Source organism: Corynebacterium kalinowskii (assembly GCF_009734385.1).
GTDB classification, from domain to species: Bacteria; Actinomycetota; Actinomycetes; order Mycobacteriales; family Mycobacteriaceae; genus Corynebacterium; species Corynebacterium kalinowskii.
In genome coordinates this window covers 1266470-1290098 of the sequence record NZ_CP046452.1, presented here as the reverse complement: position 1 = coordinate 1290098, position 23629 = coordinate 1266470, and the positions used below count along the sequence as shown (strand labels likewise).

Genomic DNA, 23629 nt, shown 5'->3' with positions numbered 1-23629 from the left:
TGGCTAAGATGACCACCAGAGACTTCTATACCAATAGTGAAAGAGGCGTAACGTGACAGTTCGTGCAGTCCGCATGTTCGGCGACCCGGTGCTTCGAACCCGGGCCGACGAGGTGACCGATTTTGATGAGTCCCTCGCCACACTCATTGACGACATGTTGGAAACCATGGACGAGTACCAGGGTGTTGGCCTGGCCGCCAACCAGGTAGGCGTTACCCGACGGGTTTTTGTCTACGATTGCTCCCACGTCACCGAAGGCTCGCGAGGACATGTCGTGAACCCGGTATGGGAAGCGATCGGGGAGGAAACGCAGGTGGGGGCTGAAGGTTGCCTGTCGATTCCGGACATATCCAAAGATACGGAGCGGTACGAGAAGGTGCGGGTCAGTGGCGTCGATAAGGCAGGCGAGTCTGTTTCCTTTGAATGCGAGGGCCTGTTAGCACGGTGTGTGCAGCACGAAACCGACCACTTAGACGGCGTGCTATTCCTGCAGCGCCTTACTCCTGAGCTGCGCAAGGAAGCAATGGCGGAGATTCGAAATTCGGAGTGGTTCAACAAATGAAACTAGTGTTCGCGGGAACTCCAGAACCCGCCACTGTCGCGCTGCAGCGGCTGATTGACTCAGATCATGAGGTCATCGCTGTTATTACCCGGCCTGATGCTCGCAAAGGTCGGGGGCGGACACTGCACCCTTCACCAGTGGCAGCACTGGCAGCGGAGCACGGTATCGAAGTGCATAAACCCACGAGCCTGAAGCCGGACACGGAAGATGGACAGGCGATTCGCGCGCGCTTGGAAGAGCTACAGCCGGACTGCATACCCGTTGTGGCATACGGAAACCTCGTGACGAAGGATCTGCTGGACATCGCGCCGCACGGCTGGGTTAACCTGCACTTTTCGCTGCTTCCTGCGTGGCGCGGAGCGGCCCCAGTGCAGGCCGCGATCGTCGCTGGCGATGACATCACCGGCGCCACCACTTTTCGCATCGAGGAAGGGCTAGACACCGGCCCAATTCTGGGCACCCTGACCCAGCAGATTAAGCCCACCGACACAGCTGACACCTTGCTAACTTCGCTGGCTCATTCCGGAGCAGAGCTTTTGGTCGCCACCATGGATGGGCTCGAAACCGGCGCACTGCAGCCGATGCCACAAAGCGGAGAACCGACCTACGCTGCAAAAATCACCAAAGACGATGCCAGGATCAACTGGAACCAGCCGGACTTCGCCATCGACCGCATGATCCGCGGATACACACCAGCGCCCGGCCCCTGGACCGAGCTCGGGGCGGAACGCTATAAAATTGGCGCGGTACAACTCACTGACAGCGACACCCTCCAGCCAGGTCAGATCAACGTGACCAAAAATGAAGTCGCTGTAGGCACGGGCTCGAACGACCTGATCATCACCCATATCCAGCCACCTGGCAAAAAGATGATGCCCGCCGCCGACTGGGCGCGTGGTGCCGCACTCGAACAAGGACAGGAATTCACCTCATGAGCCTCGGTCAAACAGGCGGCTTCCGCGCGCGGAGCCAATCCGGAGACAAGCCTCCGGCAGCTAAGCAACCGAACCGTGGCAGCTCCGGGCAGAAGCCGAAGCAGGCAGCAGGCAATAGGCGGCCGCGGCCTAACGAGGGGGATCACGTTCAGGGGATCGTGGCGATGGGCGTCGATAAGGCCCGCGCCGTTGCTTTCGAAGTGCTCCTCAGCGTCGCCACGAAAGACGCATACGCAAACCTCGTTTTGCCCAAGACGCTGCGCACCCACAAACTTTCCGGGCGTGACGCCGCCTTTGCTACGGAGTTGACCTACGGCAGTCTGCGCACGCTGGGCGTGCTGGACGCTGTCATCAACGCAGTGTCCTCCCGTCCGGAGGACAAGGTCCAGTCCGGTGTCCTAGCGGCATTACGTCTGGGCGCCTACCAGGTGCTTTATACGCGCGTAGAGCCACATGCGGCTGTAGATACCACCGTGCGTATCGTTGAAGGAATCGGGCAGGAAAAGGCGAAGGGTTTTGCCAACGCGGTCATGCGTTCCATCACTCGCAAAACACCTGAGCAATGGTTCACCGAGCTCACCCCATCCGGAGATCTGGCTGCCATGGCTTTCCGCCACGCCCACCCGGAGTGGATCGCACGCAGCTTTGCCAAGTCGCTGCCGGCGGACGAACTGGAAGCGGCATTGGCTGAGGACTCCGCGCGCCCTCGGGTACACCTCGTGGCACGACCAGGAGAGATCACCGGGGAAGAGCTAGCGCTCATCTCCGGCGGCGAGGAAGGCACCTATTCGCCGTACGCGGTCTACCTTGAGGGCGGCGACCCAGGCGCGGTAGAACCAGTGAAGGAAGGGCTCGCCGCGGTACAAGATGAAGGCAGCCAGATCATTGCCCGTGCAGTGACGGTCGCCCCGGTTGAGGGAGCTGACCAGGGGCGTTGGCTGGATCTTTGTGCTGGCCCGGGTGGTAAGGCTGCGCTCATCGGCGCGCTTGCTCGTATCGACGGCGCCCGCGTGGATGCCGTGGAGATTGCGCCGCACCGCGCCCGTCTCATTGAAAACACCGTGCGAGATTTGCCAGTGAAGGTCCACGTGGCCGACGGTCGCCGCCCTGGACTCGAAGGGGGATACGACCGCGTGCTTGTCGACGCTCCTTGCTCCGGCCTCGGTGCACTTCGCCGTCGTCCCGAGGCCCGTTGGCGCAAGAAGGAGTCGGATATCGCTGAGCTTTCGCAGCTGCAGTTCGAACTTCTCAGCTCTGCGGTCGATCTTGTTCGGCCCGGTGGCGTTATCGTGTATTCGACGTGTTCGCCTGACATCCGAGAGACCCGGAACGTGGTGGATAGGGCCATTGAAGAACTCGGTGTGCAAGAGCTCGATGCGCAGCAATTGACCTGTGGCATGGAATCCGTGGGCGAAGAAAAGTCCGTGCAGATGTGGCCCCACCGCCACGGCACAGACGCCATGTTCTTCGCCGTGCTCCGACGCCCCACCACAGACAACGACTAGCTCTCTAGGATGGAAGCATGACCACCTTCACACGCCCCATTATCGCTCCCTCAATTCTCGCTGCTGACTTTGCGGCCCTAGGTGAGCAGCTGCGCGCCACGGACAACGCGGACTGGATTCACGTTGATGTGATGGACGGTCACTTCGTCCCCAACCTCTCCTTCGGTGCTGATGTCACCGCCGCAGTGAACCGCAGCACCGACAAGCAGCTCGACGTGCACCTCATGATTGAGAATCCAGAGAAGTGGGTCGATTCCTACATCGATGCGGGTGCGGACTGTGTGATCTTCCACGTTGAGGCAACCAGTGATCCGGTGTCTCTTGCCAAATACATCAAAGCCAAGGGGATTCGCGCCGGATTCTCCCTCCGCCCCGGCACCCCGATCGAGGACTACCTAGACATCGTTCCGGAGTTCGATCTGGTGCTCGTTATGAGCGTGGAGCCAGGTTTCGGCGGGCAGAGCTTTATGCCTGATCAGTTGGAAAAAGTCCGTACGTTGCGTTCGTTGATTGACGAGCAAAACTTGAAGTGTCTTATTGAGATCGACGGTGGTATCAATGCATCCACCATCACCCAGTCCGCCGAGGCTGGTTGCGATGCCTTCGTCGCCGGGTCCGCCGTTTACGGCGCCATGGATCCTGCCGCAGCCATCGATGAGCTCCGGAAGTTGGCGACGCTGGACTAATGCTGATGAGTCCAGAAATTCGCCGGGCACTGGAGCTTGCTCTTGAAGCCGGCGAAAGTGTGCGGGGAACGACATCTCCGAACCCACCCGTCGGATGCGCGATCGTTGATTCAGACGGCGACATCGTTGGAGTAGGAGCGACCCAGTCGCCGTCCGGCTCTGGCGAGCATGCCGAGGTCATGGCGCTGCGGGCAGCTGGGGATCGGGCTCGCGGGGCCAGCGCCGTCGTTACGCTCGAGCCGTGTAACCATACCGGTCGCACCGGACCGTGCACCCACGCGCTTGTCGACGCCGGAATCACCGCTGTCTACTACGCCACCCGCGACCCCAATCCTTTGGCAGCGGGCGGAGCAGAGTACTTGCGCGAGCATGGTGTCTCTGCCACCTACTTAGGGTTAGACGTTCCCGCTCTGCAGTTCTGGCTGACAGGTGTTCGGTTAGGTCGGCCGCATGTCACCGTCAAGATGGCCAGTACGCTGGATGGCTTCTCGGCTGCCGAGGACGGAACGTCGCAGTGGATCACAGGGGAAAAGGCGCGTCAGCATGCCCATCGAGATCGGGCTTGCCGAGATGCGATCGTTGTGGGCACGGGGACCGTCATGGCGGACAATCCAAAGCTCACGGCGCGTAATCCAGACGGCTCGCTGTACCCTCACCAGCCACAGCCGGTAGTGATCGGTCGTCGACCAATTCCGCAGGGCAGCCACCTGGACCGCGATGACGTGCTGCGCTTTGAGTCGATTGACGCAGCGCTCGCCGATCTATGGGAACGCGGGCTGCGGGACGTGCTGGTGGAAGGTGGGCCCCGACTGGTCGGATCTTTCCTGAGCGCGGGACTCGTGGATACCATCCACAGTTATCTCAGCCCTTCGATACTCGGCGGGGGATTGCCTGCAGTAAATCTTGGGTTGGAACGGCCAACGACGTTGACGGATATCAGACGATTCCAGATTCAGCACATTTTACGACTCGGTGAGGATATCCTTATCCAATCAACAGTGCGTGCGACGCAGAAGGAGTCAGGGACTTAAGTGTTTACCGGCATCATTGAAGAGCTGGGTACCGTAACCGGCATCGAGAACTTAGGCGATTCCATCCGTCTCACCATCGGCGCGCACACAGTTCTCGCCGATTCGAAGCTTGGCGATTCCATCGCAGTGAACGGCGTGTGCCTCACCGTCGCGCAGCGCGACGCTGAGCACTTCATGGCCGATTGCATGCAGGAGACGCTGGACCGCTCAAGCCTGGGCGGCCTCAAGTTGGGCGATGCGGTCAACCTCGAACGAGCGGCGTTGGTCAACTCTCGGCTGGATGGGCACATCGTACAAGGTCATGTCGATGCAACTACCACGCTTGTTTCCCGCCAACACTCCGAGCACTGGGACGTACTCCGATTCGAGCTGCCTAAGGAACTTGCCCCATACGTGGTGGAAAAGGGATCGATCGCCATCAACGGCACATCGCTGACAGTCTCAACTCTCGGCGCGGACTTCTTCGAGGTTTCTCTTATCCCCGTGACCTTGCGGGACACCGTATTTGGGTCACTGGAGGTGGGCGGAATTGTCAACCTTGAAGCCGATGTCATTGCCAAGTATGTGGAGCGCATGCTTCAAGCGCGCGACTAAGACCTACCCATGACTTCATCAAACACTCATCGAGATTAGGCTAGGACATCGTGGTGAACAATATTTCCGAAGAACCAACCAACCAGGTTCGCTTGGACTCCGTTGAGGATGCGATCGCGGACATCGCAGCCGGCAAGGCCGTCGTGGTGGTCGACGACGAAGACCGTGAGAACGAGGGGGACCTCATTTTCGCAGCAGAAAAGGCCACCCCCGAACTGGTTGCCTTCATGGTGCGATACACCTCCGGCTACATCTGCGCCTCACTCACCGAGCAAGACGCTGACCGCCTCAACCTGCCGCCAATGATCGCGCACAATGAAGATGCGCGTGGCACTGCGTACACAGTCACTGTCGACGCCAACACCGGGAGCACGGGTATCTCCGCCTCGTCTCGTTCGGAGACGTTGCGCCGCCTCGCGGATCCAACCTTCTCTGCTGATGACTTCACCCGCCCCGGCCATGTCGTGCCACTGCGCGCACGTGAGGGTGGCGTTCTCATCCGCGCTGGACACACCGAAGCCGCAGTGGACTTGGCTCGCATGGCCGGGCTGCGACCAGCTGGCGTGCTATGCGAAGTAGTCAGTGAGCAGGATCCGACCGACATGGCTCGCGGCCCTGAGCTGCGCGCATTTGCCGACGAGCACGGCCTGAAGATGATCTCGATCGAACAGCTCATTGCTTGGCGTCGTATTCACGAGATTCAGGTCCGGCGCGTGGTAGAAACCCGCCTTCCAACCGAGTTCGGTGAGTTCCGCGCTGTGGGATACCAGAGCACTATCGACGGTATGGAACATGTCGCGCTAGTAGCAGGAAACCCCGAGGCCGATGGCGGCGAGGACGTGCTCGTGCGGGTTCATTCAGAGTGTTTGACCGGAGATGTCTTCGGCTCGCGTCGTTGCGACTGTGGCCAGCAGCTCCATGCCTCTATGCAGATGGTGCAGGAGGCCGGTCGGGGCGTGGTGTTGTACATGCGTGGCCACGAAGGTCGCGGTATTGGGTTGATGGCCAAGCTCAAGGCCTATCAGCTGCAGGATTCGGGAGCAGACACGATAGACGCCAACTTGGCTCTGGGACTGCCTGCCGACGCCCGCGAGTTCGGTACCGGAGCGCAGATTTTGAACGACCTGGGTGTCAAGACCATGAATCTGATCTCGAACAACCCGGACAAGCGCGCGGGGCTGTCTGGTCACGACCTTCGCATCGTGGGTCGGACCGCAATCAATGTGGACATCCACCAGGACAACATCAAGTACCTGCGGACCAAGCGCGATCGAATGGGTCATAACGTACCCGGGCTGGATGAAGCATTAGGAGACGCTGGTGAGTAACGAAGGACGTCCCGGCCTGCAGCTTGTCGACGCCACCGGCCTCCGGGTAGCAGTAGTAAGTGCCACGTGGAATGCCGATATCTGCGATCAACTCCACGCCCGCGCTATTGCGGTGGGTAAGGAATGTGGAGCTGAGGTGTCGGAGTATCGCGTTGTTGGTGCTCTCGAACTCGGCGTTGTGGTGCAGGAGCTGGCTGATAATTTCGATGCCGTGGTCGCGCTCGGCTGCGTGATCAAGGGCGGAACGCCGCATTTTGACTACGTTTGTGACTCCGTCACCCAAGCGCTGACCCGAATTGCGTTGGACTCGCGTACCCCGATCGGCAATGGTGTGCTCACGACCTTGACCCACGAGCAGGCTGTGGATCGCAGTGGCGTACCTGGATCGATGGAAGACAAGGGGGGAGAATCGATGCTCGCAGCATTAGACTCTGCTCTGGTGCTTTCCCAGATTCGCCGGGCTACGCGCTAAGCTTGGGAATTGAATTTTAGGGAAGAAAGAAGAATCCACAGTGTCCGAACTTGAAAAGGAGCGGGAGCGCTTAGCAGCGCTGCACTCCGTGACCACGACCACTAAGCCGTGGGAGTTTGAGCTCCGCTCGAAGTACTTGCAGCGCATGTCGTGGGTGGCTATTGCCGTCGTCATGGCCGTGCACATCTTTATGGCGCTGGTCGTTGGTGTCGATTACACAGGCGCTGCGGTGACCACTATTGACAAGTTTTCCTTCATCGGTGTCGGACTGATCATCTCCTTCTTCGCGTTTCATCTGAGTCGCCCACGGGTGCGCGCTAACAGTGACGGGGTAGAGGTCCGCAATTTCATCGGCACGCGGTTTTATCCTTGGTCTGTGGTCTATGGGCTTAGTTTCCCTAAGGGAGACCGCATGGCTCGCCTTGAGCTACCAGAATTCGAGTACGTTCCGATGTGGGCGTTCCAGTCGGGCGACGCTGGTCGCGTAGTCAGGGCCGTGACCGAGTTTCGTGCTCTCGAAGATAAGTACATGCCGGAAGACTAATCCTTGGCAGATCCATCAACCTACCGCCCGGCCGCCGGAACTATACCGACTCAGCCGGGTGTCTATCGTTTCCGAGATGAACACTCCCGGGTGGTTTACGTAGGCAAGGCCATCAATCTTAGATCTCGCTTGTCGAACTACTTCCAAGACCTGATCCAGCTGCATCCGCGGACCCGCCAGATGGTCCAAACCGCTGCGAGTGTCGAGTGGACTGTCGTCGGCAGTGAGGTGGAAGCGCTCCAGTTGGAGTACACGTGGATCAAGAAGTATGACCCGCGCTTTAACGTAAAATATCGCGATGACAAGTCCTACCCTTATCTAGCAGTCACCATGAACGAAGCCTTTCCGCGTGCGTTCGTTTACCGGGGCGCGCAGCGCAAGGGCATTCGATACTTCGGGCCTTATTCTCACGCGTGGGCCATCCGCGAAACCCTCGGCTTACTCACGCGAGTGTTCCCGATGCGTACCTGCACTCAAGGGGTGTTCAATAGGCATGCTCAGCTAGGCCGACCGTGTTTGCTCGGGTACATCGACAAATGCAGTGCCCCATGCGTGAACAAAGTCACCGCACCGGAACACATGGACATCGTTCGGGGGTTAATTTCCTTCCTCGCTGGCAATACCGCACCAGTGACCAAACGGCTCCAACAGCAGATGCACGAAGCAGCTGAATCGATGGACTTTGAAAAGGCCGCACGGCTACGCGACGACCTTGCCGCCATATCCAAGGTAATGGAGCGCCAGTCTGTCGTGTTCACCGACGGTACCGACGCAGATGTCATCGCCACTTTTGGTGATGAACTAGAAATGTCGATCCAGTTGTTTCACATTCGGGATGGCAGAGTGCGGGGGCAGCGCGGATTTGTCGTCGAAAAGCCTGCATCCAGCACTGACGTCGATGCTGAGGCTGAGCTTGTCACCGACTTCCTCATGCAGTTTTATGGCGATGCAGCGGAGCGGGAAGCGGAGATTCCGCGCGAGATTCTGGTGTCTGTTGCTCCTGCCACTGGACCCGAGGTCGAACAACTACTCGCTGAGCTGCGAGAAGGGCCAGTGCACATTCGAGTGCCACAACGCGGCGAGAAGCGTGAGCTGATGGAAACTGTGGCCGGCAATGCTAAGGAAGCGCTGCGTCAGCACAAACTTAAGAGGCAGGGAGATCTCACTACACGTTCCGCGGCTCTGCAGCAGTTGCAAGAGGCGCTGTTCATGGACGATGCGCCGCTGCGTATTGAATGCACCGATATTTCCCACATCCAAGGCACCGATGTGGTGGCGTCACTAGTGGTCTTTGAGGATGGGCTGCCGAAGAAGTCGGACTATCGACGCTATCGCATCAAAGAGGCGGCGGGGGACGGGCACTCCAACGATGTTGCTTCCATCGCTGAGGTGACGCGGCGACGTTTTCTTCGGCACAACCAGGACAAGACTGCAGTTCCTGACGCAGAAGAGTTCGATGGCACCCGCTTTGACGACGAAAAGGTAGAGGAATTCACCACGACGGGGAAGCGGTTTGCGTACCCGCCGCAGCTTTACATCGTTGATGGCGGGCTACCTCAGGTCAATGCGGCTCAAGAAATCTTTGATGAGCTCGGCATTAATGATGTCATGCTGATCGGTTTGGCTAAACGCCTGGAAGAGGTATGGCTCCCTGGTGAGGATGAACCGCTCATTCTGCCTCGCAACTCTCAGGCACTATATCTGTTGCAGCACATTCGCGACGAAGCTCACCGCTTCGCCATTACCTATCACCGCCAGCAGCGTTCCAAGCGCCTGCGGGTATCGGAGCTGGATGGAATCCCAGGCCTGGGGACGCAGCGCAAGTCCGAATTGGTGAAGCACTTTGGTTCCGTCAAGAAGCTGCGCGAAGCGGGTCTTAGCGATATTGAAGCAGTCAAGGGCTTCGGACCTGGACTAGCTCAGAAAGTTTATAATCACCTCCATTCCCAGGGGTCCTAGTACATCCGCCCCTTCAGTTAGTCATCACGATATGATGTGGGCATGACTGAAAACGGCATTGTGGTGACACCAGAGGACGACAGCGCGCTGACTCGCGCGGCTGTGGTCTCCACTGTGAGCGACAAAATTTCGGGTGACGCCCCGGTACTCATCACCGGAATGTCCGGCGCTGGTTTGAACTCTGCGGCCCGCGTGTTGGAGGACATGGGCTGGTATGTGGCCCAGAACCTTCCGGCTAAATTGGTACTGCAGATGGTGGAAATGTGCAGCACCGAAGACTCACCAGTTGACCGCCTTGCCTTAGTGTCAGACGTGCGGTCGCGTCCGTTTAACGGCAACTTGGTTCAGGTAATCGATGAACTCGATGCACGAGGTCACCGGCCGATCATTCTGTTCATGGAGGCACGCGACGACATCCTCATTCGCCGCTTCGACTCTGTTCGTCGCACCCACCCAATGCAAGGTCCAGACACATTACAACACGGAATCACCCGCGAACGCCGCACGATGTTTGAGGTGAAAGAACAGGCTGACATCGTCATTGATACGTCGGATCTGTCTGTGCACGATCTTCGTCGCGCGATTGAGTTCAGCTTTGAGTCTGTGACCTCCAACAAGACACACGTCACCTTGCAGTCCTTTGGATTCAAGCGCGGTGCGCCCCACGACACTGACCTCATCCTTGATGTTCGATTCTTGCCTAACCCATATTGGGTAGGAGATCTGCGCAAGTTCCGAGGCGTCGACAAGCCAGTTTCCGACTACGTCCTGGCACAGAAAGCTGCACGGGAGTTTATTGACAGCTTCGTCGAGATGTTTAACACCATGATTGCGGGCTACCGCCGTGAGGGTAAGCGATTCGTCACCGTGAGCATTGGTTGCACGGGTGGTCACCACCGTTCTGTGGCGATGGCTGAAGAGATCGGACGAATCTTGTCTGAGAACAGCGAACTTGAGGTGGCAGTGATCCACCGCGACATCAAACTTAGCTAACTGAACTTCGACCATAAGGAACTCATGTCTTCCGACCATTTCGCCGTACCCGAAAGCCTCAGTTCGATTGTGTGCTTGGGCGGCGGTCACGGGCTATTTCAAACACTGCGTGCTGCTCGAAGCCTTAACCTCGCTGACATCAGCGCCATTGTTACCGTCGCAGACGATGGCGGATCGTCCGGTCGTATTCGTCGCGAACTAGGCCATATTCCACCTGGCGACCTGCGCATGGCACTGTGTGCCCTGGCGCGGGACGACGAGGAAGGTGCGATGTGGGAATCAGTGCTACAACATCGTTTTGGTGGCACCGGTGCACTGGCAGGTCATGCCGTGGGAAATCTGTTGATTTCGGGACTGACGGATGTGTTGGGCAGCGAAATGCTCGCCCTGGATGCCGTCGCAAAGCTCACTCGATCCTACGGTCGCGTCATTCCGGTATGTCCGCAGCCACTCGACATCGAAGCTGAGGTCGCTGGGCTTGCCGACGACCCTCGAATTATGCGCATGTTGCGGGGCCAAGTAGCTATCGCCAGCACTCCCGGAGAGGTGCGCCGCGTCCGTCTCATTCCGGATGGTCCTGTTGCGTCGAAAGACGCCCTGGATGCTATCGAACGAGCAGACATGATCACGCTCGGTCCTGGATCGTGGTTTTCCAGTGTGATTCCGCACCTGCTAGTGGGAGACATCGTGGAAGCGATCAGCGCCTCGAAGGCACTTCGCGTGGTTGTCTTGAATCTGTCTAACACCCAGTTGGAGACGACCGGGTTTTCCATGGAGCGTCACATTCATATGCTGATGCAGCATGCGCCTAATTTAAAGGTTGATCGGATTCTGGTGGATAAGGCATCACCGATCGATCTGACCGATCTCACTCATTTGGAACGCGCCGCCGCCGCAGTGGGGGCGATGGTTGTGGTCGACGATGTACGTCAATACAACGAGAACGGATTAGCCACTGAACGACATTGCCCAGAAAAGCTGGCGGAGTCGTTGGTTCGCCTGTATCAAACCGGCTAGAATACCCGAAGGTTCATTCACCGAAGAGAAGAGGAATTGGCGTGTCACTGACTGCCCAGGCAAAAACTGAGTTGGCTGAGACCGCCCTCACTCGATCAAGCGCTCGTTCGGCCGAGGTGGCCGCCATCGTGCGCTTCGCCGGGCACCTCGAAATGCTCGCTGGACACCCGGTCTTGGAGATCGAACTTGACTCACAGGCCGTGGCCCACCGGGTGCGTGATGCCATTAGCGAGCTGTTCTTCAAGAATGTCCAACTGAACACCATCGGCCCTGGTGGCATGAGTAAGAACACCCGTTATGTCCTTCGTCTTACCGAAGGGGTGGATGATGTCATCCGCCGGCTCGGCCTAGTCACTCGGTCTGGGCATGCGGTTAGGGGTCTTCCACCACAGGTTGTCGCTGGAACAGTAACTGACGCGGAAGCTGCCTGGCGCGGAGCTTTCCTCGCAACCGGAACGCTCACCGAACCCGGTCGCACCTGCACGTTAGAAATCGAATGCCCTTGCCAGGAAGCCGCGTTGGCACTGGTGGGATGTGCACGTCGGATGGGCATCGCCACCAAAACTAAGGAAACCCGGGGCAGTGAACGGGTGTACGTTCGCGATGGCGAAGCAATCGGCGCACTACTGACGCGCATGGGTGCCATGAGTACCCGCATTGAGTGGGAGAAGCATCGGGAACGCAAGGCTCAGCAACATGGCGGGCAGCGCCTAGCAAACTTTGATGATGCGAATCTACGACGCTCTGCGCGAGCAGCCATTGCCGCAGCAGCCCGCGTAGAACGAGCCTTGGAGATTCTAGGAGATGACATCCCACCTCATCTCGCTGAAGCTGGACGACTCCGTATCCTGCACCGGCAGGCATCGCTCGAGGAGCTGGGCCGATTGGCAGACCCACAGATGACCAAGGACGCTGTTGCAGGTCGTATCCGGAGACTGTTGTCGATGGCGGATGGGCGAGCTGCCGAACTCGGCATTCCGGACACCAATGCGGCAGTGACGGAAGAGCTTCTCGACGAACTGTAGTGTGTGGCTTTCCTCACATCGAGCGCTCCGTATTGTGCGGAGCGCATTTTCAATTCGGGGGTAACCCGGATCATCTTCCCGCCCAGTCTTGAGGAAATGGCACAGTTTCCGCCTGCTGTGGGCCTGAGTCACTGCCTGAAATTAATTGGCCTGAGCACGCCATTTCAGCCTCCAGTGCCATTTGGCTCAGTATGACGTCGCAAATCCAGGGCGTTTGGAAGGTACGGAAAGCAACATTTCGATCCCTGAGATCAGTCACGGTTCCTGCAGGAAACTCACTAAACGGTCATTGTTTTATGTCTGTTTGTGTGGGTTTATCGGGGGAGGGAACCGGAAGCAAAGAAATTCACCGCTGCAGGGTTGTCAAACCGTAGGTACGCTGAAGTCATACGCGGATGCATCAACGCCGAACAGTTGGACTCTAGGCTGTGACAAAAGGCAACGAAGCATTCTCGGTGCACATAACGCCTACTTTGAGGAGAAAACTCGTGACCATTCGTGTGGGAATTAATGGCTTTGGCCGCATCGGCCGTAACTTCTTCCGCGCCGTTCTCGAGCGTGGATCTGAGATCGAAATCATCGCAGTTAACGACCTGACCGACAACGCAACCCTGGCACAGCTGCTGAAGTACGACTCCATCCTGGGTCGCCTGGGCAAGACCGTTGAGTTCGACGATGAGTCCATCACCGTTGACGGCAAGAAGATCATCGTTACCGCAGAGCGCGATCCAAAGAACCTCAAGTGGGGCGAGTGGGGCGTAGACGTAGTCGTCGAGTCCACCGGCTTCTTCACCAAGAAGGAAGACGCACAGGCTCACATCGACGCTGGCGCCAAGAAGGTCATCATTTCCGCTCCAGGTAAGGGTGTCGACGGCACCTTCGTTGTTGGTGTTAACCACACCGACTACGACCCAGAGACCATGACCATCGTCTCCAACGCATCCTGCACCACCAACTGCCTGGCTCCAATGGCTAAGGTGCTCAACGACAAGTTCGGCATCGTCAAGGGCCTCATGACCACCATCCACGCTTACACCGGTGACCAGCGCCTGCACGACGCTCCTCACAAGGACCTGCGTCGCGCCCGTGCAGCTGCAGTCAACATCGTTCCTACCTCCACCGGTGCAGCTAAGGCTGTTGCCCTGGTACTCCCTGAGCTCGAAGGCAAGCTCGATGGCTTCGCAATGCGCGTTCCAGTTATCACCGGTTCCGCAACCGACCTCACCTTCGAGGCTTCCCGCGACGTCACCGTTGAAGAAATCAACGCTGCTATGAAGGAAGCTGCAGAGGGCGACCTCAAGGGTGTGCTCATGTACTCCGAGGATCCACTGGTTTCCTCTGACATCGTCACCGACCCTCACGCATCCATCTTTGACTCCGGCCTGACCAAGGTCATGGGCAACCAGGTCAAGGTTGTCTCTTGGTACGACAACGAGTGGGGCTACACCAACCAGCTCGTTTCCATGACCGAATACGTCGGCGAGCGCCTCTAAGTTTTCGCTAGACTTTAAGTAGTGGCCCGCACCCTAATGGGTTGCGGGTCAGCTGCCTATTTAGCCCTAGTTTTTGCAGCAATTTCAGGAGAAAAGACCCAATATGAAGAACCTCAAAGACCTCCTTACTGAAGGTGTCGAAGGCCGCAACGTCCTCGTTCGCTCCGACCTCAACGTCCCACTGAACGACGCCGGTGACATTACCGACCCAGGTCGCATCAACGCCTCCCTCCCAACCATCAAGGCGCTGTCCGAGGCCGGTGCCCGCGTCATCGTCATGGCACACCTTGGTCGCCCAAAGGGTGAAGTTAACCCTAAGTTCTCCCTCGCACCATGTGCAGAGGCATTGTCTGAAGCCCTCGGGCAGTACGTGGCTCTGGCCGGCGATGTCGTCGGTGAAGATGCACACGAGCGTGCCAATGGACTCAACGACGGCGACGTCCTCCTCCTCGAGAACGTCCGTTTCGATGCCCGTGAGACCTCGAAGGATGAAGCGGAGCGTGGCGAATTCGCAGACCAGCTCGTTGCCCTGACCGGCGACAATGGCGCGTTCGTTTCTGACGGCTTCGGCGTAGTCCACCGCGCGCAGGCGTCGGTTTACGACGTCGCAAAGCGCCTGCCTCATTACGCTGGCGGCCTCGTTGAGAAGGAAATTGACGTACTCAAGCGCATTGCCGACGAGCCAGTGGCACCGTACGTAGTTGTCCTCGGCGGTTCTAAGGTTTCTGACAAGCTCGGCGTAATTGAGGCATTGGCTCCAAAGACTGACGCCCTCATCATCGGTGGCGGCATGTGCTACACCTTCCTCGCAGCTCAGGGCTACAACGTGCAGAAGTCCATGCTGCAGGAAGAAATGATCGATACCTGCAAGGACCTGCTCGAGCGCTTCGGCGACAAGATCAACTTGCCAGTAGATCTCGCATGGGCCCCTGAGTTCTCCGCAGATGCCGAGAAGTCCATCACTGGTCTGGAAGACACCCCAGAAGATCAGCTCTCCCTGGATATCGGACCAGAATCTATCAAGAAGTTCGCTGAGGTTCTTGGTTCCGCAAAGACCATCTTCTGGAATGGCCCAATGGGCGTCTTCGAGTTCGAGGCCTTCTCCGACGGCACCCGCGGTGTAGCTCAGGCCATCATCGACGCCACCGCCAACGGTGCATTCTCTGTAGTCGGCGGCGGCGACTCCGCAGCTTCCGTCCGCGTCCTCGGCTTGAACGAAGAGGGCTTCTCCCACATCTCCACCGGCGGTGGCGCATCCCTCGAATACCTCGAGGGCAAGGATCTGCCTGGCGTCGCAGCGCTGGCATAAGAAAGGACACTGAAACCTCATGGCACGTAAGCCACTTATCGCTGGCAACTGGAAGATGAATCTGACTCACCTCCAGGCTGTTGGCTCCGCGCAAAAGCTCGCCTTCAAACTGCCAAAGGACCGCTACGAAAAGGTCGACGTCGCACTCATGGTGCCGTTCACCGACATTCGCAGCATCCAGACCTTGGTCGATGGCGACAAGCTCGAATTCACCTATGGTGCTCAGGACGTTTCCGTCCACGAATCCGGCGCCTACACCGGTGAAGTTTCCGCTGAGATGCTGAAGGCTCTCGGATGCACCTGGGTCGTTGTCGGTCACTCTGAGCGACGCGAGTACCACGCAGAATCTGACGATGTCGTTGCCGCCAAGGCAGCTGTCACTATCAAGCACGACATGACTCCTATCGTTTGTGTCGGTGAAAAGCTCGACATCCGCGAGGCCGGCACTCACGTCGAGTTCGTTGTCAACCAGACCAAGGCGTCCCTGGCTGGCATCGAGGACCTGTCCAAGGTAGTCATCGCCTACGAGCCGGTCTGGGCTATTGGTACTGGCAAGGTAGCTTCCGCCGCTGACGCTCAGGAAGTGTGCGCAGCTATCCGCGGCGCCATCGCCGAGCTTGCTGGTGAAGAAGTTGCAGCAGGCATGCGCATCCTTTACGGCGGATCTGTGAAGACTGACTCCGTTGGCGAACTGGTATCCCAGCCGGACGTGGATGGCGGCCTTGTCGGTGGCGCTTCCCTCGATGGCGAGCAGTTCGGCGAGCTCTGCGCTGCAGCAGCTGCTGCAGTTTAAACCCGCGCGTTGGTTAACTTTGGCCATTGGCACTCGTGTACAATGGCTGAAGTTAACCGCTTTTTACCTTTAAGGACGTCTTTTCATGGCTCTCGCACTCCAAATTGTCCTGGTGTTGGCCAGCGTTTTGATGACCGTTCTGGTCTTGCTGCACAAGGGCAAGGGCGGCGGCTTGTCTAGCCTCTTCGGTGGCGGAATGCAGTCTAACCTTGCTGGTTCCACCGTGGTGGAGAAGAACCTCGACCGGTTCACCATCATCACCGCCGTGATTTGGATCGCCTGCATTATCGGGCTGAACCTGCTGCAAACCTACAGCTAAGCCCTCATCTCTACAGGCTCCTCACCGCATCGACGGGCGAGGGGCCTTTGTTATTCCCAGCGGGAATAGCGTGCTGCCCGTGGCGAGGGCGCGTCGACATCCCAAACTTTCGGCAGCGGATGGATACCGTAGTACCAATCCAACGCAAATTCTGCGATGGTGTCCCCGTTTTCACTCATGGCGCACGCTTCAGCACTGGCGCGATCCCGACAGACACCCACACAGGTCGGTTCATATGACAGCCAACCATCTTGCAGGTAGCCACCCTGAAAAACTAGCCACACCCGGTCAGAATAGCTCGTCATTTCCTGGCGCATGAATTGCGAAAGCTCCGGAGAGAGCTCCCGGGTCACAGCAATGACGTGCCCGCCGAATCCACTCGTATCCGAGTAGACGACGTAGAGGGTTGTAGCTGCGTCAGGGCGTGGCATCTTCCGCCAAATACAGGCGAGTGCTCACCCGGCCACGCGCCCCTGCAGCAGGCCAATCAAGGTAATCAGATCCGGCGATCACGTGTCCAGCAGCCTCCGCCTTTTCGGCCCCGGAAACTAGGAGCCAGACGTGCTGGGCTACGTGGATGGCTGGCATAGTCAAAGTGACTCGTTCTGCTGGTGGCTTCGGGGAATCAAAAACTGGCAGAACCAGTTTCGATGATTCTTGAACCGCGTCGGTGTGAGGGAAGAGGGAGTTGACGTGCCCTTCACCACCCATGCCGAGCAAGTGCAGGTCAAAACCCTTTGGTGCCCATTTTTCCAACTCGGAGTTGTACCAAGCCGCCGAGTCTTCCGGTGTGAGCGACCCGAGCCGATAGGAGTGAATCCAATCCGGGTTGACCGCTACGTGATCGAGGAGTGCAGCGCGGGCTTGCCCCTCATTGGAATCGGGGTGATCGACAGGGACAACGCGCTCATCCCCGAAGAAGATGTGTACGCGCGACCAATCGACACGGACGGCAGGGAAGTCCTCCTGCTGGTTGGTGGCAGCCCAGTCAAGTGAGCGGAGCTCTTCGAGCAGACCGATCCCGGCACCACCGCCGGTCAGCACGACTCGAGCGACGCCGTCGTCGTAAAGCCCGTGCCCGGCTTGCGCCTGCGCAATCAGTTGCACGAAATCGTAGGCTGCTCGGGCAACGAGGTGAGTCTTGTCAGAGACGTTGACGACCTGCACTTTTATACCTCCTGGACTCGGTAGAGACCGCGCAGAGCCTTGGCGTAGGCGTTGTCTGGATCCAAGTGGCGTAGCTCCTCGGCAAGACAGTCAGACAGCCCGCGGCGGCCCACTGCGACGAGGGATGGCGGACAGCCGGGGAGCTGTACGGACATCGTGTGGGCATCGACGACTTCGACTACCACAGGGCCCGTCGGCCGGTGCAGTTCGATCTTTGTCACTGGATGACAGAGCTCTCCGTGACAGTCAATCTCATTGCACTCGTCGGAAGTGTGATGGAGACGAATCGGTACGGCGAGACGATCGGCAAGCCAGCCAGCGGCGATCCTCACCGAAGGATCTTTGGGACCGTAGATGTCGACGGACTCGACTGGTTCGTGTGGTGGCTGATCCAACGCAGATGCGAGCACGCCACGCCATTGGGTAAGTCGCGACCAGGACAAGTCAGAATCGCCCGGAGCGTAGTGATTGCGACGAGACAGCGGAGCAGTTGGGCTGGGATCATTAGCTACGTCGGTGATGCGTCGCTGAGCAATAAGGCCGATGGAATCTTGTGCCAACTGCTTTGGCGCGGCGCCAGGCCACCAAGCAACAATCGGGGTGTCGGGCAACAACAGCGGGGTCACTAGAGACGCGAGATGCTCGATGATTTCACCAGTGACCCGCATGATGATGATTTCGGAGGCACCGGCGTCGCCACCGATGCGAATCGAAGCATCCAATTGCGTTGGGGCAGTCACATCTCCGGTGACCAACAGCAGCACACGCGATGGGTGCTCTCCAGAGGAATCATTGATCGAATGCAGGATTTCATCGAGCGGAGAGTCCGCGGAAGTCACCACAATGAGCGTCAACACGCGACCTGTAGTTACTTGGTTACCCATTTCACGAATAGCGCTGAGCTGCTTAGCGATATCACGAGTGGTCGTGTCTTCGAGATCGAAAATCATCTTTGGTCAGTGCTCCTATGGTCGTCGCCAAGCGCGGCCCTCGCGGGCCATCATGCGGTCGGCACTTTCCGGTCCCCACGTGCCCGCAGGATAATCGTCAGGCTTGCCGCGGTTTTCCCAGTACTCGAGGATTGGATCCAGGATTGCCCAGCTCAGCTCGACTTCCTCATTGGTAGGGAAGAGGCTGTTTTCATCTAAGAGAGCGTCAAGGATGAGGCGCTCGTAGGCTTCGGGGGATTCCTCAGTAAACGCCTCAGAGTAAGCGAAGTCCATGTTCACATCGCGTACTTCCATGGTGGAACCCGGAACCTTAGAGCCGAAACGCATGAGAACACCCTCATCGGGCTGCACACGAATCACGAGAGCGTTCGGTCCCTGAGCCGAGGTCATCGATTCATCAAAAGTGAGCGGAGGTGCCTGTTTGAACACTACGGCGATCTCAGTCACGCGCCGGCCAAGGCGCTTGCCAGTGCGCAGGTAGAAGGGAACGCCTGCCCAGCGGCGGGAATTGATTTGCAACGTGCAAGCCGCGAAGGTTTCGGTGTTGGAGTCAGGGTCAAAGCCCTCCTCTTCGCGCAGGCCTACCACTCGCGTGGAACCCTGCCACCCGGCGGTGTACTGGCCGCGCGCGGTGGTCTTGGCAAGCGGGTATACCGGAGCGGTCGCGCGCAACACCTTGATCTTTTCGGTGCGCAGCTCGCGCGGGTTGTACGTGATTGGCTCCTCCATTGCCATCAGGGCCAGCAGCTGCAGTAGGTGGTTCTGGATCACGTCACGAGCGGCACCGATGCCGTCGTAGTAGCCTGCGCGACCGCCCAAGCCGATGTCTTCGGCCATGGTGATCTGCACGTGGTCAACGAAGTTCGAGTTCCACAGCGGATCAAAAAGCTGATTGGCAAAGCGCAGCGCCATGATGTTCTGCACGGTCTCTTTGCCCAGGTAGTGGTCGATGCGGAACACCGAATCTTCGGGGAACACGGAGTTGACCACTTGGTTGAGTTCCCGGGCGGTGTCTTGATCGTGGCCAAATGGCTTCTCGATGATCACTCGGCGCCACGAGCCGTTGTTGCCGCGGGCCATGTTGGAGCGATCCAACTGGTGCACGACGTCATCGAAATAGTCAGGGGGCACGGAGAGATAGAACGCCCAGTTACCAGCGGTACCACGGGAAGTGTCTAGCGACGACAGCGTTTCGGCCAAGGTGTCGAAAGCTGCCTCGTCGTCGAATGCACCGGAAACGAAGTGCATGCCTTCCGCTAGGCGCTCCCAAACATTCTGACGAATCTCCGTGCGAGCGCCGGAAATAACGGCTTCGTAGACGTAGTCCTCAAATTCCTGCTTCGACCAGGGGCGTCGGCCGAAGCCAACGAGCGCGAATCCTGCGGGAAGTAAACCGCGATTAGCAAGGTCATAGATAGCAGGCAGGAGCTTCTTGCGGGCAAGGTCGCCCGTGACTCCGAAGATCACCATGCCGGAAGGGCCGGCGATGCGTGGTAAGCGTTTGTCTTGTGGATCCTTGAGCGGATTCACCCATTGTTCGCTTTGTGCAGGCACGCCTAAACCTTTCCGGTACTGATGATGTTTGCTGGCCGTATTCTAAGCCAGCTGACCTTCCATCGAAGTTAGCAGGTCATTCCAACTGCTAATAAATTTCTCCACGCCTTCGCGCTCCAGCACCGCGAAGACATCTTCGGCGTCGATTCCAACGGCCATGAGCTGCGCAAAAAGTTCGACTGCGGCCGCTTCCTTACCGGAGAGAGTGTCCGCGGTGATGTCCTCAGAATCGAGCACTGCACGCAAGGTTGGCTCCGGCATGGTGTTGACGGTGTTTGGTCCCGCAAGCTCGGCGACATACATGGTTGCCGGGTATTCGGGGCTCTTCACGCTTGTCGACGCCCAGAGCGGCCGCTGCACATTCGCCCCAGCGGGAAGTTCAGCTGCTGCGAATGTCTTTTCATAGGCAGCGTAGGCCAGGTGTGCGTTGGCTACGCCTGCCTTGCCCTTCAGAGCTAGCGCTTCATCGGTACCGATGGCGTCCAGGCGCTTGTCAATTTCGGAATCCACGCGGGAGACAAAGAAGCTCGCGACGGAATGAATCTTGCTGACGTCAAGTCCTGCCTCATGCGCGCGGGTGATGCCGTCAATGAAGGCAGCCATCACTTCTTGGTACCTGGCGACTGAGAAGATCAAGGTGACGTTGACGCTGATGCCTTCGGCGAGAGCGTCAGCTACGGCAGGCAAAGATTCAGGAGTAGCCGGGATCTTGATCATGACGTTGTCACGACCGACGCGCTCAAAGAGTTGGCGGGCCTGGGCCAGCGTTGCGTCACGGTCAGCAAACAGACGCGGATCCACTTCAATGGAGACGCGACCGTCCTTGCCATCAGTTGCCCGGTAGATCTCGGCGAATTCGTCGCACGCAGCACGGACATCATCGATGGCCATCTCGTAAACAGCTTCGTCCACTGCAGCGCCGCGTTCCTTCAGGGTCGCGATCTGCTCGTCGTAGGCAGTGCCGGAGGTCATGGCACCAGCGAAGATGGCTGGGTTGGTGGTCACGCCCACAATTCCGGTGGTTTCAATCATCTCGCGCAGGTTGCCTGTCTTCAGGCGGTCACGGGAAAGATCATCGAGCCAGACCGACGTGCCGATTTCGGCGAGTTTTGCTACTTGAGTCATCAATTACGCTCCTAGGGATTCCCGAGCGGCAGCGACCACAGCTTCTGTGGTCAGGCCAAACTCGCGGTACAGGGTTTGGTAGTCAGCGGATGCGCCGAAGTGCTCTAGGGAGACGGCCTTGCCATGGGTGCCGAGGAAACGGAACCACGGCATCGCGATACCGGCCTCGACCGATACACGAGCAGTGACAGCAGCAGGGAGGACTTCTTCCTGGTAAGTAGCATCCTGCTGCAGGAATAGATCCATCGAAGGCATAGAGACGACGCGGGCCTTGATTCCGTCCTTAGCAAGTACCTCAGCGGCCTCAACAGCGATCTGGACCTCGGAGCCGGAGCCCATGAGGAGAATGTCTGGGGTGCCCTCAGTGTCTACGAGCACATAAGCGCCCTTTGCGACTCCCGCCATCGCCTTTTCCTTGGTGCCCTCAAGCACAGGGACGTTCTGACGAGTCAGGGCAAGGCCCTTCGGGCCTGCAGGAGCTTCGATCGCGCACTTCCAAGCAGCTGCCGTTTCGTTGGCATCTGCTGGTCGCAAGATCGTCAAGTTCGGAATCGCGCGCAGCGCAGCGAGCTGCTCGATTGGCTGGTGGGTAGGACCGTCCTCACCGAGGCCGATGGAGTCGTGCGTCCACACGTAGTAGGTGTCGATCCCCATCAGGGCAGCCTGACGTACCGCCGGACGCATGTACTCAGAGAAGATGAGGAACGTGCCACCGTAAGGGTAGTTGCGGCCATGCAGCGCCATGCCGTTGAGGATCGCGCCCATCGCGTGCTCGCGAATACCGAAGTGCAGGTTGCGGCCGTACGGGGACGTGGACCAGGTCTCAGTGGTGATGGACTCAGGGCCGAAGGACTTTTCGCCCTTGATCACCGTGTTGTTGGAACCTGCGAGGTCGGCGGAACCGCCCCATAGCTCAGGGATGGTCTTTCCGAGCACCTGGAGGGTTGCCTCTGATGCCTTACGCGTCGCGACGCCCTTTGGATCTGCATCCCACGTCGGCAGCTCCGCTGCCCAGGCCTCTGGCAGCTCGCGAGAGTTGGCGCGGTCGAAGAATGCCTTGCGTTCTGGGTGAGCGGCGGCCCAGGCGTCGAAAAGCTCCTGCCACTTGGCTTGCATCTCATTGCCACGATCGCCGGCCTTGCGGGTGTGAGCCAGAACGGCGTCGTCAATGAAGAAGTGCTGCTCTGGATCGAAGCCGAGTTCGCGCTTCGTGGCGGCGACCTCCTCTGCGCCCAATGCGGAACCGTGGGAGGCACCGGTGTTCATCATGGTTGGAGCAGGGTAGGCGATGATGGTGCGCAGACGGATGAAGGTAGGTCGGTTGGTTTCGGCCTTTGCCTTCTCGACGGCGTCAAGGATGGCAGCCACGTTTTCGCCACCGTCGATCTCAATCACCTGCCAGCCGTAAGCACGGTAGCGAGCACAGACATCTTCAGTGAAGGCGATCTGGGTGTTGTCCTCGATGGAGATGCGGTTGTCATCCCAGAACACGATGAGGTTGCCCAGCTGCTGAGTACCCGCCAGGGAACACGCCTCGGCGGTGACGCCTTCCTGGACGTCGCCATCAGAAGCGATGACGTAGACGAAGTGGTCCCAAATGGATTCACCAGGTGCGGACTCTGGATCGAGCAAACCGCGCTCGCGACGGGCAGCCATGGCCATACCGACTGCAGAGGCCAGGCCCTGGCCCAGCGGGCCGGTCGTGATCTCGACGCCCTTGGTGTGGCCGTACTCAGGGTGACCTGGGGTCAAAGCGTCCCACGTGCGCAGCGCCTTTAGGTCGTCCATTTCCAACCCGAAGCCTGCGAGGTAGAGCTGAATGTATTGAGTCAGTGAGGTGTGGCCACAAGAGAGGACGAAACGATCGCGACCAGCCCAGTCAGGGTCGTTCGGATTATGGTTCAGCACACGCTGGTACAGGGTGTACGCCAGCGGTGCCAAACTCATCGCGGTACCCGGGTGGCCCGAACCCACCTTTTGAACTGCATCGGCAGCCAACACGCGGGAGGTGTCGATTGCCTTGGTGTCCAATTCGGACCAATCGGCAGGGTAGGAGCGCTCGGTAAGAGCCTGCAGCTCTGGAGAAAGTGCCACGGGGTAGTCCTTCTATTCGGATAGGCAGTAAATGAAAAGCGCTTCAAGGCAGCAACTGTCAGGAGCCGCCGAAGCTCACGATGACCAGTTTAGTGAATTTCCCCGGGTGGGTATCCGATTCGTCAATACTGGTGGCTAAGGGCTACCATGACTCAGTTAGCATTTCTACCCCCG

General features: G+C 58.6%; 23 protein-coding genes. 17 read left to right on the top strand and 6 right to left on the bottom strand.

Annotated elements, in window-relative coordinates; translation table 11 throughout:
• Positions 1-52: 52 nt before the first annotated feature.
• The 17 genes from def (at position 53) to secG (ending at position 16565) form a co-directional block, all read left to right on the top strand.
• Positions 53-562, top strand: a complete 510-nt coding sequence (gene def, locus CKALI_RS06045) for a peptide deformylase (protein WP_156192445.1) — start codon at positions 53-55, stop codon at positions 560-562.
• The gene (fmt, locus tag CKALI_RS06040) at positions 559-1497 is read left to right on the top strand and encodes a methionyl-tRNA formyltransferase (RefSeq protein ID WP_156192444.1); all 939 of its coding nucleotides are present in this window, start codon (positions 559-561) and stop codon (positions 1495-1497) included. Before def ends, fmt begins: the two co-directional genes overlap by 4 nt.
• The gene (locus tag CKALI_RS06035; RefSeq protein ID WP_156192443.1) at positions 1494-3002 is read left to right on the top strand and encodes an RsmB/NOP family class I SAM-dependent RNA methyltransferase; all 1509 of its coding nucleotides are present in this window, start codon (positions 1494-1496) and stop codon (positions 3000-3002) included. Before fmt ends, CKALI_RS06035 begins: the two co-directional genes overlap by 4 nt.
• Before the next feature lie 17 nt (positions 3003-3019).
• Complete coding sequence (gene rpe / locus CKALI_RS06030) at positions 3020-3688, top strand: ribulose-phosphate 3-epimerase (RefSeq protein ID WP_156192442.1); 669 nt, start codon at positions 3020-3022, stop codon at positions 3686-3688.
• Positions 3689-3693: 5 nt separating this feature from the next.
• Positions 3694-4719 (top strand): bifunctional diaminohydroxyphosphoribosylaminopyrimidine deaminase/5-amino-6-(5-phosphoribosylamino)uracil reductase RibD, encoded by a 1026-nt coding sequence (gene ribD, locus CKALI_RS06025; RefSeq protein ID WP_156192441.1) that lies wholly within the window; start codon positions 3694-3696, stop codon positions 4717-4719.
• Positions 4720-5313 (top strand): riboflavin synthase, encoded by a 594-nt coding sequence (locus CKALI_RS06020; protein WP_156192440.1) that lies wholly within the window; start codon positions 4720-4722, stop codon positions 5311-5313.
• Positions 5314-5375: 62 nt separating this feature from the next.
• Complete coding sequence (locus CKALI_RS06015) at positions 5376-6641, top strand: bifunctional 3,4-dihydroxy-2-butanone-4-phosphate synthase/GTP cyclohydrolase II (protein ID WP_156193679.1); 1266 nt, start codon at positions 5376-5378, stop codon at positions 6639-6641.
• The gene (ribH, locus tag CKALI_RS06010) at positions 6634-7113 is read left to right on the top strand and encodes a 6,7-dimethyl-8-ribityllumazine synthase (RefSeq protein WP_156192439.1); all 480 of its coding nucleotides are present in this window, start codon (positions 6634-6636) and stop codon (positions 7111-7113) included. The genes CKALI_RS06015 and ribH overlap by 8 nt, the downstream gene beginning before the upstream one ends.
• A gap of 40 nt (positions 7114-7153) precedes the next feature.
• Complete coding sequence (locus CKALI_RS06005) at positions 7154-7657, top strand: PH domain-containing protein (protein ID WP_231580416.1); 504 nt, start codon at positions 7154-7156, stop codon at positions 7655-7657.
• A 3-nt stretch (positions 7658-7660) separates the two neighbouring features.
• Positions 7661-9616 carry an excinuclease ABC subunit UvrC gene (gene uvrC / locus CKALI_RS06000; RefSeq protein WP_156192438.1) on the top strand — a complete coding sequence of 652 codons (1956 nt, stop codon included), beginning with the start codon at positions 7661-7663 and terminating at the stop codon, positions 9614-9616.
• Positions 9617-9658: 42 nt separating this feature from the next.
• Positions 9659-10609, top strand: coding sequence for an RNase adapter RapZ (gene rapZ, locus CKALI_RS05995; RefSeq protein ID WP_156192437.1), 951 nt, complete (start codon positions 9659-9661; stop codon positions 10607-10609).
• Between the two features lie 24 nt (positions 10610-10633).
• Entirely contained in the window at positions 10634-11626 is a 993-nt protein-coding gene (locus tag CKALI_RS05990; protein WP_156192436.1) for a gluconeogenesis factor YvcK family protein, read from the top strand.
• 35 nt (positions 11627-11661) lie between these two features.
• A complete protein-coding gene (gene whiA, locus CKALI_RS05985; RefSeq protein WP_156193677.1) occupies positions 11662-12651 on the top strand; it encodes a DNA-binding protein WhiA in 990 nt (329 codons plus the stop codon).
• 488 nt (positions 12652-13139) lie between these two features.
• Positions 13140-14144, top strand: coding sequence for a type I glyceraldehyde-3-phosphate dehydrogenase (gene gap, locus CKALI_RS05980; RefSeq protein ID WP_156192435.1), 1005 nt, complete (start codon positions 13140-13142; stop codon positions 14142-14144).
• A gap of 103 nt (positions 14145-14247) precedes the next feature.
• Complete coding sequence (locus CKALI_RS05975) at positions 14248-15453, top strand: phosphoglycerate kinase (protein ID WP_156192434.1); 1206 nt, start codon at positions 14248-14250, stop codon at positions 15451-15453.
• Positions 15454-15472: 19 nt separating this feature from the next.
• Positions 15473-16246, top strand: coding sequence for a triose-phosphate isomerase (tpiA, locus tag CKALI_RS05970; RefSeq protein WP_156192433.1), 774 nt, complete (start codon positions 15473-15475; stop codon positions 16244-16246).
• Between the two features lie 85 nt (positions 16247-16331).
• Positions 16332-16565 (top strand): preprotein translocase subunit SecG, encoded by a 234-nt coding sequence (gene secG, locus CKALI_RS05965; RefSeq protein WP_156192432.1) that lies wholly within the window; start codon positions 16332-16334, stop codon positions 16563-16565.
• Positions 16566-16615: 50 nt separating this feature from the next.
• On the opposite strand, the gene CKALI_RS05960 is transcribed toward secG, so the two are convergent.
• Genes CKALI_RS05960 through tkt form a run of 6 tightly spaced genes read right to left on the bottom strand, consistent with a single transcriptional unit; the run spans position 16616 to position 23455 of the window.
• Complete coding sequence (locus tag CKALI_RS05960) at positions 16616-16996, bottom strand: hypothetical protein (RefSeq protein ID WP_156192431.1); 381 nt, start codon at positions 16994-16996, stop codon at positions 16616-16618.
• The gene (gene pgl, locus CKALI_RS05955) at positions 16983-17738 is read right to left on the bottom strand and encodes a 6-phosphogluconolactonase (RefSeq protein ID WP_407643764.1); all 756 of its coding nucleotides are present in this window, start codon (positions 17736-17738) and stop codon (positions 16983-16985) included. The genes CKALI_RS05960 and pgl overlap by 14 nt, the downstream gene beginning before the upstream one ends.
• Positions 17735-18682: a glucose-6-phosphate dehydrogenase assembly protein OpcA gene (locus CKALI_RS05950; RefSeq protein ID WP_156192429.1), complete on the bottom strand. Its 948-nt coding sequence runs from the start codon at positions 18680-18682 to the stop codon at positions 17735-17737. Before CKALI_RS05950 ends, pgl begins: the two co-directional genes overlap by 4 nt.
• A 15-nt stretch (positions 18683-18697) precedes the next feature.
• Entirely contained in the window at positions 18698-20236 is a 1539-nt protein-coding gene (zwf, locus tag CKALI_RS05945; protein ID WP_156192428.1) for a glucose-6-phosphate dehydrogenase, read from the bottom strand.
• Positions 20237-20278: 42 nt separating this feature from the next.
• Positions 20279-21361 carry a transaldolase gene (tal, locus tag CKALI_RS05940; RefSeq protein WP_156192427.1) on the bottom strand — a complete coding sequence of 361 codons (1083 nt, stop codon included), beginning with the start codon at positions 21359-21361 and terminating at the stop codon, positions 20279-20281.
• Between the two features lie 3 nt (positions 21362-21364).
• Positions 21365-23455: a transketolase gene (tkt, locus tag CKALI_RS05935; RefSeq protein ID WP_156192426.1), complete on the bottom strand. Its 2091-nt coding sequence runs from the start codon at positions 23453-23455 to the stop codon at positions 21365-21367.
• Between the last annotated feature and the right edge of the window lie 174 nt (positions 23456-23629).